At 65.9% G+C, this 12,088-nt stretch carries 13 protein-coding genes; 5 read left to right on the forward strand and 8 right to left on the reverse strand.

Translation table 11 applies throughout. From position 1 onward, the window contains the following. Positions 1–3 precede the first annotated feature (3 nt). From accC to AB4Y44_RS36025, 5 genes are all read right to left on the reverse strand, one after another. The gene (gene accC, locus AB4Y44_RS36005) at positions 4–1,371 is read right to left on the reverse strand and encodes an acetyl-CoA carboxylase biotin carboxylase subunit (protein WP_042270391.1); all 1,368 of its coding nucleotides are present in this window, start codon (positions 1,369–1,371) and stop codon (positions 4–6) included. 196 nt (positions 1,372–1,567) lie between these two features. Continuing rightward, the gene (accB, locus tag AB4Y44_RS36010) at positions 1,568–2,035 is read right to left on the reverse strand and encodes an acetyl-CoA carboxylase biotin carboxyl carrier protein (protein ID WP_342924476.1); all 468 of its coding nucleotides are present in this window, start codon (positions 2,033–2,035) and stop codon (positions 1,568–1,570) included. A gap of 97 nt (positions 2,036–2,132) precedes the next feature. Continuing rightward, positions 2,133–2,585 (reverse strand): type II 3-dehydroquinate dehydratase, encoded by a 453-nt coding sequence (aroQ, locus tag AB4Y44_RS36015; RefSeq protein ID WP_368702187.1) that lies wholly within the window; start codon positions 2,583–2,585, stop codon positions 2,133–2,135. 194 nt (positions 2,586–2,779) lie between these two features. Beyond that, a complete protein-coding gene (locus AB4Y44_RS36020) occupies positions 2,780–3,346 on the reverse strand; it encodes a TlpA family protein disulfide reductase (RefSeq protein ID WP_368702188.1) in 567 nt (188 codons plus the stop codon). An 11-nt stretch (positions 3,347–3,357) separates the two neighbouring features. Next, positions 3,358–4,002: a UDP-N-acetylmuramate--alanine ligase gene (locus AB4Y44_RS36025; RefSeq protein WP_342924478.1), complete on the reverse strand. Its 645-nt coding sequence runs from the start codon at positions 4,000–4,002 to the stop codon at positions 3,358–3,360. A 250-nt stretch (positions 4,003–4,252) separates the two neighbouring features. Between AB4Y44_RS36025 and mpl the strand changes: the two genes are divergently transcribed. The 5 genes from mpl to mtgA all read left to right on the forward strand — a co-directional run bounded on the left by mpl (position 4,253) and on the right by mtgA (position 10,105). Next, positions 4,253–5,644, forward strand: a complete 1,392-nt coding sequence (gene mpl / locus AB4Y44_RS36030; protein ID WP_368702189.1) for a UDP-N-acetylmuramate:L-alanyl-gamma-D-glutamyl-meso-diaminopimelate ligase — start codon at positions 4,253–4,255, stop codon at positions 5,642–5,644. Continuing rightward, positions 5,641–6,216 (forward strand): YqiA/YcfP family alpha/beta fold hydrolase, encoded by a 576-nt coding sequence (locus AB4Y44_RS36035; RefSeq protein ID WP_368702190.1) that lies wholly within the window; start codon positions 5,641–5,643, stop codon positions 6,214–6,216. The genes mpl and AB4Y44_RS36035 overlap by 4 nt, the downstream gene beginning before the upstream one ends. 80 nt (positions 6,217–6,296) lie before the next feature. Further along, positions 6,297–8,423, forward strand: coding sequence for an RNB domain-containing ribonuclease (locus AB4Y44_RS36040; RefSeq protein ID WP_368702191.1), 2,127 nt, complete (start codon positions 6,297–6,299; stop codon positions 8,421–8,423). Continuing rightward, a complete protein-coding gene (gene aroE, locus AB4Y44_RS36045; protein WP_368702192.1) occupies positions 8,420–9,295 on the forward strand; it encodes a shikimate dehydrogenase in 876 nt (291 codons plus the stop codon). Before AB4Y44_RS36040 ends, aroE begins: the two co-directional genes overlap by 4 nt. 120 nt (positions 9,296–9,415) lie before the next feature. Beyond that, on the forward strand, positions 9,416–10,105 hold the full coding sequence (gene mtgA / locus AB4Y44_RS36050) for a monofunctional biosynthetic peptidoglycan transglycosylase (protein WP_368702194.1): 690 nt from the start codon (positions 9,416–9,418) through the stop codon (positions 10,103–10,105). Positions 10,106–10,188: 83 nt separating this feature from the next. On the opposite strand, the gene queF is transcribed toward mtgA, so the two are convergent. From queF to AB4Y44_RS36065, 3 genes are all read right to left on the reverse strand, one after another. Further along, positions 10,189–11,013, reverse strand: a complete 825-nt coding sequence (queF, locus tag AB4Y44_RS36055) for an NADPH-dependent 7-cyano-7-deazaguanine reductase QueF (protein ID WP_342924483.1) — start codon at positions 11,011–11,013, stop codon at positions 10,189–10,191. Beyond that, complete coding sequence (locus tag AB4Y44_RS36060; protein ID WP_368702193.1) at positions 11,010–11,930, reverse strand: 5'-nucleotidase; 921 nt, start codon at positions 11,928–11,930, stop codon at positions 11,010–11,012. The genes queF and AB4Y44_RS36060 overlap by 4 nt, the downstream gene beginning before the upstream one ends. A gap of 12 nt (positions 11,931–11,942) precedes the next feature. Next, a partial coding sequence (locus AB4Y44_RS36065) for a hypothetical protein (RefSeq protein ID WP_342924486.1) occupies positions 11,943–12,088 on the reverse strand: 146 nt, incomplete at its 5' end.

Genomic DNA, 12,088 nt, shown 5'->3' on the forward strand with positions numbered 1-12,088 from the left:
GAATTACGCTTCGTCCTTCTTCACTGCCTGACGTTCGGCCAGACGGCTTTCGAGGTAGTGAATGCTCGTGCCGCCCTCGACGAACTTCGCGTCGAGCATCAGTTCGCGGTGCAGCGGGATGTTGGTCTGGATGCCTTCGACCACCATTTCCGAGAGCGCGATGCGCATGCGCTGAATGGCCTGCTCGCGCGTGGCGCCGTAGGTGATCAGCTTGCCGATCATCGAATCATAGTTCGGCGGCACGAAATAGCCATTGTAGGCATGCGAGTCGACGCGCACGCCAGGACCGCCCGGCATGTGCCACGACGTGAGCCGGCCCGGCGACGGCGTGAACTTGAACGGATCTTCCGCGTTGATACGGCACTCGATCGCGTGGCCCTTCAACTGGATGTCGCGCTGGCGGAACGAGAGCTTCTCGCCCGCGGCGATGCGGATCTGCTCCTGCACGATGTCGATGCCCGTGATCAGCTCGGTGACCGGGTGCTCGACCTGCACGCGCGTGTTCATTTCGATGAAGTAGAACTCGCCGTTTTCATACAGGAACTCGAACGTGCCCGCGCCGAGGTAGCCCATCTTCTTGCACGCGTCGGCGCAACGATCGCCGATGCGATCGAGCAGGCGGCGCGCGATGCCCGGCGCCGGCGCTTCCTCGATCACCTTCTGGTGGCGGCGCTGCATGGAGCAGTCGCGCTCGCCGAGCCACACGGCGTTCTTGAACGAGTCCGAGAGAATCTGGATCTCGATGTGACGCGGGTTCTCGAGATACTTCTCCATGTAGACCTGCGGGTTGCCGAACGCACGGCCGGCTTCCTCGCGGGTCATGTTGACCGCGTTCACGAGCGCCGCTTCCGTGTGCACGACGCGCATGCCGCGCCCGCCGCCACCGCCCGCCGCCTTGATGATGACGGGGTAGCCGATCGCGCGCGCGATCTTCACGATTTCCTTCGGATCGTCGGGCAGTGCGCCTTCCGAGCCCGGCACGCAGGGCACGCCAGTCTTGATCATGGTCTGCTTCGCCGTGACCTTGTCGCCCATCATGCGGATCGTTTCCGGGCGCGGGCCGATGAACGTGAAGCCCGACTGCTCCACACGCTCGGCGAAATCGGCGTTCTCGGAGAGGAAGCCGTAACCGGGGTGGATCGCTTCTGCGTCGGTGACTTCGGCCGCGCTGATGAGCGCCGGCATGTTCAGGTAGGAGAGGTTCGAAGGCGCCGGGCCGATACAGACCGCCTCGTCGGCGAGCTTCACGTACTTGGCTTCCTTGTCGGCTTCCGAGTAGACGACGACCGTCTTGACGCCAAGCTCGCGGCACGCGCGCTGGATGCGGAGCGCGATTTCGCCACGATTGGCAATGAGGATTTTTTCAAACATGGTGGGTATTCGACTCATCAATGGGCGTCGCAAGTCGTATGTGCGTACGCCTGTCGATCGGAGTTAGCGCTTTAGCGGTTACTGCGATCCCATGTAAAACGCAGAGGATCGGTCGCGTGCGTCGCCGTCATGGGGCGCCAAACGCGACAACCGCGGCGCGGCCAAAAAGGAAGGCCGCCGCCGCGCGCAGAAAAGCTTAGGCGATCACGTAGAGCGGCTGGCCGTATTCGACTGCCTGGCCGTTCTCGACGAGGATTTCCTTGACCACGCCGGCCGTGTCCGACTCGATCTCGTTGAGCAGTTTCATCGCTTCGATGATGCAAAGCGTCTGGCCTTCCTTGACCGTGTCGCCAACCTGGACGAACGGGTCGGCGCCCGGCGACGGCGCGCGGTAGAACGTGCCCACCATCGGCGAGGTCACGACGTGGCCTTGCGGCACGGCGGGCGCGGCGGGAGCCGCAGCGGCGGCTTCGCCGACATGGGCGGGCGCTGCGAGCGGAGCACCCATGGCCGGCGCCGCGTATTGCGCGGGACCCGGCTGCACGTAAACGGGCGGCGCGTTCTTGACGATGCGCACCTTGCCTTCACCCTCGGTCACTTCGAGCTCCGAGATGCCCGATTCGGAGACGAGGTCGATCAGAGTCTTCAGCTTACGTAGATCCATGGTGCAGCCCCTTTTACTTTGAATACGTGAAGTGCCGGGGCGCGCGCGTCCCGGCACGGGTTGTTGTTCAGGTATTGACGGTCATCCGGCGCGGGAATCAGGCCGCCGACCGGGCAGCGAGCCGGTCGAGCGCGTATTCGAGCGCGTAGAGATAACCCTTCCAGCCGAGGCCGCAAATCACGCCTTCGGCCTGGTCGGAAAAATACGAATGGTGCCGGAAGGACTCGCGGCGATGCACGTTCGACAGGTGAATCTCGACGAACGGGATGCCGACGCCTGCCAGCGCATCCCGGATCGCCACGCTCGTATGCGTGTACGCGGCCGGGTTGATCAGGACGAAGTCGGTCTGCTCGGTGCGGGCCGACTGGATGCGGTCGACCAGCGCGCCTTCGTGATTGCTCTGGAAGGTCGCGAGCTCGACGCCGGCGTCCGCGGCACGGTCCGAGAGCGCCTGATCGATCTGCGGCAGCGTCACGCGCCCATACACCTCCGGTTCCCGGGTGCCGAGAAGATTGAGGTTGGGGCCGTGCAGAACCAGCAGTCGCGTCATGGTCGCTTCTTTTTCCGTGGAATTGCGCGAACTTTAGCGCCGATTAGAGAAATTTGTCTAGTTTTCCGATAAAGGGATATGGCCCTGACTACGCCTTGCGGCGAGGGTCTGGGCCGATCTTCAGTCAAATGACAGGATTCTCACGGCAAAAGCTACGTTATGGCGCTTAAGATTGCGTCAAACATTCCGCTGCGTCAAAGCGCGTCCAGCGTGCGCCGAAGCTCGTCCGGCTTGATTTGCCCTAATTTTGTCGCACGAACGGCGCCGTTCGCGTCGATTACCACCGTGTAAGGTAAGCCGCCCGCGTTGTTGCCGAATGCGCGCGCGACGTCCGCGCCGCCGAAGCCGGCGATGTAGATCGGGTAATCGACGGGCACCTTCTTGAGGAACGTCTTGATGTTCGCGGCCGAATCCACGCCGACGCCGACGAATTGAATCCCCTTCTTCGCGTACTCGCGCTGGAGCGCGGAAAGCTCCGGCATTTCCTCGACACACGGACCGCACCAGGAGGCCCAGAAGTTGACCACGATCGGTCGGCCCTTGTAGATGGCAAGCGATTGCGGCTTGCCGTCCGGGTTCGTGACCGCCGCCGACCAGAGCTGGCCGACCGCATTCTGCTTGCCGCTCGCCGGCGCCGCGCTTACCGAGGCCGCGTCGGCCACGCCGGCGCTGCCGCTCGTTGCCCAGTGCCCAGCCAGTATGCCGCCGCCTGCGGCGATTGCCGCCACTGCCACGCCGGCCAGAATCCGCTTCGTATTCATCGCTGCCGTTATCAGGTTGTGGAAGAAGTGGCGCCGCTCTCGTCGATCAGCGCCTGGAGGGCCTGCGCGTTGGCGCGCGGCAGCCTGCCACGCGCGTCGGCGCGCACGGCGCCGCGCAAGTCGTCCGTATTGTAGAGCGCAACGTGTATGCCCACCGGCTCCCCCGCGCGTGACGGACGCCACATGAAGCTGAGTGTCTCCACAAAGCCGCGCGCCGCGAAATGGCGCGTTTCCGACACGTCGTACTGCACGTTCGCGTTCAGGAGCCAGATCGCGACATCCTTCGCGTTGTCACAAAAAATCTGCAGATGGATGTCGGAGTGCTCGCCCGCTGTGCCGTTGAGCACCGCGCCGGTCAGGAACGGATTGAACGCCTCGAGCCGCTGCATCCATTCGAGCGCGATCTCGCGCAGGCGGCGGAGCACCACCGGCTGGCTGTCGCTCTGAAAGAGGGCCTGATATTCGCGGATCTCTTCCTCGATCTGATCGTTGTCGGGCAGCCAGGTGCCTTCGATACGCGTTTCCCCGACCACCTGCCGGGCTGCCTTGCGTTTGGCGGTGGCATAGTCGAGGCCGTCCTCGGCGATCATCCTTGCTGCCGCGATGGCGATTTCCTCGCGCACGCGCTGGGGATCGAAATGTGATCTGCGAACCATCCTTCAATCATACTAGAGATCGCCCTGGGCTCCTGCAGGCGGCCACTGCGCCGCAGCGGCTGCCGGGGTGCCCAGGGATTTTCCGTCGCTGCAGGGGCCGAGGTCGAGCCAATAGGGCTCAGGGCCTCGGGTACAATACCCGTTCTTTGCTGCGGCGGCGCAGGGCTGCCGTCGTTCCAGCTTCTCCGTCCTTTTCAACCCGATCAAACCGATCAACGCGTTCACGACGCCCGCGCGGCGCGACAGGCTTATGCACATCCATATCCTCGGCATCTGCGGCACGTTCATGGGCGGACTCGCGGTGCTCGCGCGCAGCGCGGGCCACACGGTGACCGGCTGCGACGCCGGCGTGTACCCGCCGATGAGCACCCAGCTCGAAGCGCAGGGCATCCGCCTCATCGAGGGTTACGACGCGAGCCAGACCGAACTCAAGCCCGATCTCTACGTGATCGGCAACGTGGTCACGCGCGGCAACCCGCTGATGGAGGAGATCCTCAATCGCGGCTTGCCGTACACGTCGGGTCCGCAGTGGCTCGGCGAACACGTGCTGCGCGACAAGTGGGTGCTCGCGGTGGCGGGCACGCACGGCAAGACCACCACGAGTTCGATGCTCACGTGGCTGCTCGAAGACGCGGGCCTCAATCCCGGCTTCCTGATCGGCGGCGTGCCGCTGAATTTCGGCGTGTCGGCGCGCCTGACCGATTCGAGCTTCTTCGTGATCGAAGCCGACGAGTACGACACGGCGTTCTTCGACAAGCGCTCGAAGTTCGTTCATTACCGTCCGCGCACGGCGCTGCTCAACAACCTCGAATTCGATCACGCCGACATCTTCCCCGATCTCGCGGCGATCGAAACGCAGTTCCATCACCTCGTGCGCACGATTCCGGGCGTGGGCCGCATCGTCACGAACGGCCGCTCGGACGCGCTCGAACGCGTGCTCACGCGCGGCGTATGGAGCGACGTGGAGCGCTTCGGCGTGGATGGCGGCTGGCAGGCGCTGCCGGCGGAAGACGGCGTGGCCGTGGACGAGCGCTTCGCCGTCTATCACAAAAGTGAACGTGCAGGCGTGGTGGACTGGCAGATCCAGGGCGAACACAACCGCCTGAACGCGCTCGCGGCGATTGCCGCCGCGCGCAGCGTGGGCGTGCCGCCCGCGCAGGCCGCCGCCTCGCTCGCCGCGTTCCGCAACGTGAAGCGCCGCATGGAAGCGCGCGGCAGCGTCGACGGCGTGACCGTCTACGACGACTTCGCGCACCATCCCACGGCCATCGAAACGACGATCGCCGGCCTGCGCACTCGCGTGGGCCACGAAAACACGCGCATCCTCGCCGTGCTCGAGCCGCGCTCGAACACGATGAAGCTGGGCGTGATGAAGGCGCAACTGCCCGCCAGTCTCGCCGACGCCGACCTCGTGTTCGGCTACGGCGCAGCGAGCGGCAAGGACGCGCTCGGCTGGGATCTCGCCGGAGCGCTCGCGCCGCTCGGCGAGAAGGCCCGCGCCTTCCACGATCTCGACGCGCTCGTGAAGGCGGTCGTCGCAGCCGCACGCCCCGGCGACCAGGTGCTCGTGATGAGCAACGGCGGCTTCGGCGGCGTGCATCAAAAGTTGCTCGATGCGCTCTCGGCACGGAGCGCGGCGTGATCGTCTATCTGCACGGCTTTCGCTCGTCGCCCCAGTCGTTCAAGGCGCGCCTCCTGGCAGCGCGCATGGCCGAACTGGGACGCAGCGGCGAGTGGCTGTGCCCGACGCTGCCGGTTTCGCCGCGCGACGCCATTGCGCTCGCCGAGCAGGAGATCGGCGCGCAATGGAAGCCGGGCGAGCGCGTCACGCTCATCGGCAGTTCGCTCGGCGGTTACTTCGCCACGCATCTCGCGGAAAAGCACGACTGGCGCGCCGCGCTGCTGAACCCCGCCGTGGTGCCTGACCGCGATCTGTCGAAGTATCTCGGCGAGCAGCCGCTCTGGCACGGCGGCGGCAGCATCGTCGTCGAACCGCGTCACCTGGAAGAGTTGCGCGCGCTGGCCGTGACGAAGGTGACGCAACCCGCGCGCTACTATCTGGTCGCCGCGACCGGTGACGAAGTGCTCGATTACCGCGAGATGCTCGCGCACTATCCGGGTGTGCCCACACACCTGATCGAAGGCAGCGATCATGGCATCAGCGAATTCGCAGATTACGTCGACGAAGTGATCCGTTTCTGCGATGCCGCCTGATGCGTGCGAACGCCTATATGTATACAGCACCGCCCGCGCGCCGCGCCGGCGGTCGAAGCAAGTCTGAACGAGAGTATTGAGTGAACGTTTTCTTTGAGGAATCGGGCAGTTTCAAGGCCGGCAGCGTGCTGTCGCGCCAGGGCGATGCGTTCCAGGTCGAGCTGCCCGGCGGGCGGCGCGCCAAGGTGCGCGCGAAAGACGTGCTGATCGAGTTCGAGAAGCCGGCTGCGAGCGAACTGCTGGAGCAGGCGGACGCCGCCGCCCAGGAGATCGATCTCGACTTCCTGTGGGAGTGCGCGCCCGCCGAGGAATTCGCCTACACGGCGCTCGCGAGCGAGTACTTCGGCGAAACCTACGGCCCGGTCGAGCGCGCCGCGCTCGTGCTGCGCCTGCACGGCTCGCCCGTGTACTTTCGCCGCAAGGGGCGCGGCCAGTATCAGCGCGCGCCCGAAGAGCAGCTCAAGATGGCGCTTGCCTCGCTCGAGCGCAAGCGTCAGCAGGCGCTGGTGCAGGCCGGCTACGAAGAGGAGCTGAAGGCGGGCGGACTGCCCGAGGCGTTCAAGGGCAAGGCGCTCGGGCTCCTTACGAAGCCGGACAAGAACTCGATCGAATACAAGGCGCTCGAAGCGGCAGCCGCCGCGCGTGGCATTTCGATGCCGCGCCTCATGCTCGAGAACGGCGGCATCGCTTCGCCGCGCGCGCTGCACGAGGCACGCTTCCTCGCGGACTTCTTCCCGCACGGCACGGGTTTTCCGCCCGTCGAAGTGGGCACGCTGCCCGAGGATCTGCCCGACGCCGCCGAGCACGTGCAGGCGTTTTCGATCGACGACGTCACCACGACCGAAATCGACGACGCCTTCTCGATCGAGCATCTGGCCGACGGCCGCGTGCGCATCGGTATTCACATTGCGGCGCCCGCGCTCGGCATCCAGCGCGGCGACACGGCGGATACGATCGCGCGCACGCGTCTTTCGACGGTCTACATGCCCGGCGACAAGATCACGATGCTGCCCGACGATTTCGTCGACGCGTTCACGCTCAAGGAAGGCGGTCTGCGTCCGGCGCTGTCGCTCTACTGCATCGTGAACCGCGAGACACAGGAGATCGTCGCGACCGAAACGCGCGCCGAGCGCGTGTTCGTGAAGAACAATCTGCGTCACAACACGCTCGACGAAGTCGTCACCGAAGAGACGCTCGCAGCGGGAACGGGCGAGTATCCGCACAAGGACGACATCGCCGTGCTGTGGCCGTTCGCGCAGGCGCTGTTCGAGAAGCGCCAGCAGGCGCGCGCCGGTTACGGCCTGCGCCGCGAGGTCCAGCGCAACACCGACTTCAACTTCTACGTGGAAGGCGAGCATGTCACCATCTCGCCGCGCCGCCGCGGCTCGCCGCTCGACCTGATCGTCGCGGAGCTGGCGATTCTCGCAAACTCCACGTGGGGCGCGTTCTTGCACGATCATGGCGTGCCGGGCATCTATCGCTCGCAGCGCGCGTTCGGCGCGCCGACCGGTCCCAAGCGCACGCGCATGCAGACCAACGCCGCGCCGCACGAAGGCCTCGGCGTCGCGCAGTATGCGTGGAGCACTTCGCCGCTGCGCCGCTACGTGGACCTCGTGAACCAGTGGCAGCTGCTCGCCTGCGTGGAGCACGGCGTGGCCGCCAAGCTCGTCGCGCCGTTCAAGCCCAAGGACGCCGATCTGTTCGCCGTCGTGCAGGGCTTCGACGAGACTTACACCGCCTACGCCGACCATCAGCGCCGCATGGAGTACTTCTGGTGCCTGCGCTGGCTGCAGCAGGAAATGCGCGGCGAAGCGGGGCGCGAGCCGCGCCGCGAATTCCCGGCGAGCGTGGTGAAGGACGACCTGGTGCGCTTCGAGGAAGTGCCGCTGCTCATGCACGTGCCCGCACTCGGCGTGCACGCGCGCGGCACGCGTCTGATGATGGAAGTGCTGTCGATCGACGAGCTGACCATCGAGGCTTCGGTGCGGATGCTGCGCGTGCTCGACGCGCCTGTCGTGACGAGCGGCGAGCAGGCCGAAGAGGATACGGGCGAAGACGAAGAGCTGATCGAGGCCGCCGACGAGTCCGCGCAAAGCGAAGCGGAAGCCGTCGCGGAAGCAGGCGACGCCGAAGGCGAGGCGGCAAGCGATGCGCCCGCCGCAGAAGAGCAATCGAGCGAACAGCACGCCACGGAGCCGCGCGAATGAGTGCCAGCGAGTCGAAGCCGGTTGTGAGCGCCGACCGCTACGCCGTCGTCGGCAACCCGGTGGCGCACAGCAAGTCGCCATACATCCACGCGCAGTTCGCGCTGCAAACGGGCGAGCGCGTCGAATACGACCGGCTGCTCGCGCCGCTCGACGGTTTCGTCGAACATGTGCAGGCCTTTCACGCGGCGGGCGGCCGCGGCCTGAACGTGACCGTGCCGTTCAAGCTGGAAGCGCATGCGCTTGCACACAAGCTCTCGCCGCGTGCGGCGGCGGCGGGCGCGGTGAACACGCTGCGCTTCGACGCAAACGGCATCTTCGGCGACAACACCGACGGCTTCGGCCTCGTGCGCGACATCGAGGTGAACCTCGGGGTTGCGCTCGAAGGGGCGCGCGTGCTGCTGCTCGGCGCGGGCGGCGCAGCGCGCGGCGTCGTGCTGCCGATGCTCGAGCGCCGGCCGCGCGAGATCACCATCGTGAACCGCACGGCGCCCAAGGCGCACGCGCTCATCGAGCAGTTCGCAGGCGCGGCGGGCGAGTTCGGCTGCATGCTCAACGGCGGTGGCCCTCATGCACTCGATCCCAAGCCCTACGACGTGATCGTGAACGCGACGGCGGGCAGCCTCGATGCGGCCTTGCCCGAGTGCGACGAGCGCGCGTTCGGCACCGGTACGCTCGCCTACGACATGATGTACGGCGCGCAGCCCACCGTGTTCATGCGCCACGCGCAGGCACTCGGCGCGCGCGCGGCCGACGGCCTTGGCATGCTGGTCGAGCAGGCCGCCGAGTCGTTCTTCGTGTGGCGCGGTGTGCGGCCCGAGGGCGCGCCGGTGCTGACGGCATTGCGCGCGCAGCTCGCCGCGCAGGCCGCGTAACGCCCCGCACCTCTCGCACGAAACGGAGACGACGCCATGCGCAGGCAAGCCATCGGTGCGCAGGCCGCGGCGGTCGCGAGCGGCAGCGGGCGGCGCGCGCAGTCGCGCAAACGTCCTGGCATGCTGCGCTGGCTGACCTGGGTCGTCTCGGTGTTCGCGATGGCGTGGATCGCCACGCAACTCTTCTACTTCGCGCAAATCGCGCTGTGGAACTTCGTCGATCCGCAAACCACGGCGTACATGCGCACCGACGCCGCGCGTCTTTCCGCCGAGCGCCCCGGTCTCTCGATCCAGCACGAATGGGTGCCGTACGAGCAGATCTCGCGCAACCTGAAGCGCGCGATCATCGCGTCCGAGGACGCGAACTTCGTCAACAACAACGGCTACGAAACCGACGCCATCCTCCAGGCGTGGGAAAGGAACAAGCAGCGCGGCCATATCGTGCGCGGCGGCTCGACCATCACGCAGCAGCTCGCGCGCAACCTGTTCCTCTCGCGCGAGCAGAGCTACATCCGCAAGGGCCAGGAGTTCATCATCACGTGGATGCTGCAGACGCTGCTCGACAAGGAGCGCATCTTCGAGATCTATCTGAATTCAGTGGAGTGGGGCAACGCCGTGTACGGCGCGCAAGCCGCCGCGCGCTACTACTACCGCACGAGCGCCGCGAAGCTCACGCCGTGGCAGTCGGCGCGGCTCGCGGTGATGCTGCCGCGTCCCAAGTACTTCGACGAGCATCGCAACTCGGCGTATCTCGCGCAGCGCTCCGCCGTGATTGCGCGGCGCATGGGGGCGGCCGAGCTGCCGCATTGACGCGCAGTCGAATCGCCACGCCAATGAAAAACGCGCCGTTTTTTGCGGCGCGTTTTGCTTTTGATTGCCTGCGTTTCTTGCGCTCACTGGCGCGCGAGCCGCGCGTTATCCGGCATCGGCATGTTGAAGTTGGTGCGAAACGGATTGATGTCGAGGCCGCCGCGCCGCGTGTAGCGCGCGTAGACGGCGAGCCGGTCCGGTTTGCATTCGCGCAGGATGTCCATGAAGATGCGCTCGGCGCACTGCTCGTGAAAGCCCGTGTGATTGCGGTACGAGATGATGTAGCGCAACAGGCCCGCCTGATCGATCTGCGGCCCGACGTAGTGGATCTGCACGCTGCCCCAGTCGGGCTGGCCCGTCACCGGGCAGTTCGACTTGAGCAGGTTCGAGATCAGCGTTTCTTCTACCGGGGCTTCGTCGAAGGCCGCCTTCAGCAGCGTCGGCTCTGGATGATAGATCTCCGTGTCGAGATCGAGGCGATCGAGCGAGAGTCCGTCGAATTCCTCGAACGGGATCTTGCCGAACGCGCCAGGCTGCTCGAGCCGCACCGATACCGATGCGCCGCAAGCCGCCGTCACATCGCGCCTGATCGTGTCGCGCACCACCTCGGCGGATTCGAACGGCGTTTGCGCGAACGAGCCCAGATAGAGCTTGAACGACTTCGATTCGATGATGTTCGGCGAGTCGGCGGGAATGAAGAACGTGGCAATCGCGATCTGCGGCTTGCCGCGCGCGTTGAGCCACGAAAGCTCGTAGGCGTTCCAGATATCGCTGCCGAAGAAGGGCAGCTGCGCGCCAATGCCGATCTGCTCGCGCGCGCCCGCGCGCGGGATCGGGAACAGGAGCGAAGCGTCGTATTGCTCGGTGTAGGTGGAGGCCTTGCCGAGCGGAGATTGGTCGGGAGTCATGATGCGTTGGCTTCGGTTGCGAGATTGGTCACGCCGCTTGCCACGTGCCCGGTGGCCGTGACCGAGCGCGCGGATTCGCAAGTGCGGATCTGGTCGTCGAAGAAAAAATCGGGTTTGAACTCGCGCAGGAACGGGCCTTTGTCGAGTCCGCCGAGGAACATCGCTTCGTCGATCTCGATGTTCCAGGCCATCAGCGTACGGATCGCGCGCTCGTGCGCCGGCGCCGATCGCGCGGTGACGAGGGCAGTGCGGATGCGCATTTGCGCGTTCGCGTCGGCGAGCTTCTGCAGACGGTTGAGCGCGGCCAGCAGCGGCTGCAGCGGGCCTTGCGCGAGCGGCAGTTCGCGGTTGTCGCGCTCGTGGCTCACAAAGGCGGAAAGCCCCTTGCTCTGGAAAATCTGCTCGGCTTCGTCGGAAAACAGCACCGCATCGCCGTCGAACGCAATGCGAATCTCGTGCGCGTTGCGTTCCGCCATTGTCGCCGATTCCGGAAAGACGCGTGCGGCGGGGAATCCGGCGTCGAGCGCGCTTTTCACATCAGCCGGATTCGCGGAGAGAAACAGCGACGCGTTGAGCGGCTTGAGGTAATGCCAGGGCTCGCGTCCGCGCGTGAACACGCCGCGCTGAATGTCGAGCCCGTGCTCGCGGCACGAGCTGAACGCGCGCAGACCACTGATGGGATCGCTGCGCGAGAGGATCACGACTTCCACGTGATGCGCGCCGTCGTTGAGCGCGAGCAGCTTGCGGATCAGCGCGAACGCCACGCCTGGCCGCGCGGGCACGTTCAGGCGCTCGCGCTGGAGCGCCTCGTAGGCTTGCAGGTCGCCGGCCTCGAACACGCGGTTTTCCTCCTCGAAATCGAAGAGCGCACGCGACGAAATGGCGACGACGAGCTTGTCGGAAAGCGAAACGGACACGATGGCCGCTCGTTACGCGAGGAACAACCGGTACGCCGGGTTGCTCGTCTCTTCCCAGTGCGGATAACCGAGCGTGGCGAGGAAGCGGCGGAACTCCGCGTCTTCGGCCGCGGGCACCTGGATGCCCACCAGAATCGAACTGTAGTCGGCGCCCTGGT

The organism is Paraburkholderia sp. BR10937 (assembly GCF_040965695.1).
Taxonomy (GTDB): domain Bacteria; phylum Pseudomonadota; class Gammaproteobacteria; order Burkholderiales; family Burkholderiaceae; genus Paraburkholderia.

Coding starts and splice junctions, on each gene's coding strand:
- mpl (WP_368702189.1), top strand. CDS start 4,253: ATGCACATCCATATCCTCGGCATCTGCGGCACGTTCATGGGCGGACTC.
- aroE (WP_368702192.1), top strand. CDS start 8,420: ATGAGTGCCAGCGAGTCGAAGCCGGTTGTGAGCGCCGACCGCTACGCC.
- accC (WP_042270391.1), bottom strand. CDS start 1,371: ATGTTTGAAAAAATCCTCATTGCCAATCGTGGCGAAATCGCGCTCCGC.
- aroQ (WP_368702187.1), bottom strand. CDS start 2,585: ATGACGCGACTGCTGGTTCTGCACGGCCCCAACCTCAATCTTCTCGGC.
- AB4Y44_RS36025 (WP_342924478.1), bottom strand. CDS start 4,002: ATGGTTCGCAGATCACATTTCGATCCCCAGCGCGTGCGCGAGGAAATC.
- accB (WP_342924476.1), bottom strand. CDS start 2,035: ATGGATCTACGTAAGCTGAAGACTCTGATCGACCTCGTCTCCGAATCG.
- queF (WP_342924483.1), bottom strand. CDS start 11,013: ATGACTCCCGACCAATCTCCGCTCGGCAAGGCCTCCACCTACACCGAG.
- AB4Y44_RS36020 (WP_368702188.1), bottom strand. CDS start 3,346: ATGAATACGAAGCGGATTCTGGCCGGCGTGGCAGTGGCGGCAATCGCC.
- mtgA (WP_368702194.1), top strand. CDS start 9,416: ATGCTGCGCTGGCTGACCTGGGTCGTCTCGGTGTTCGCGATGGCGTGG.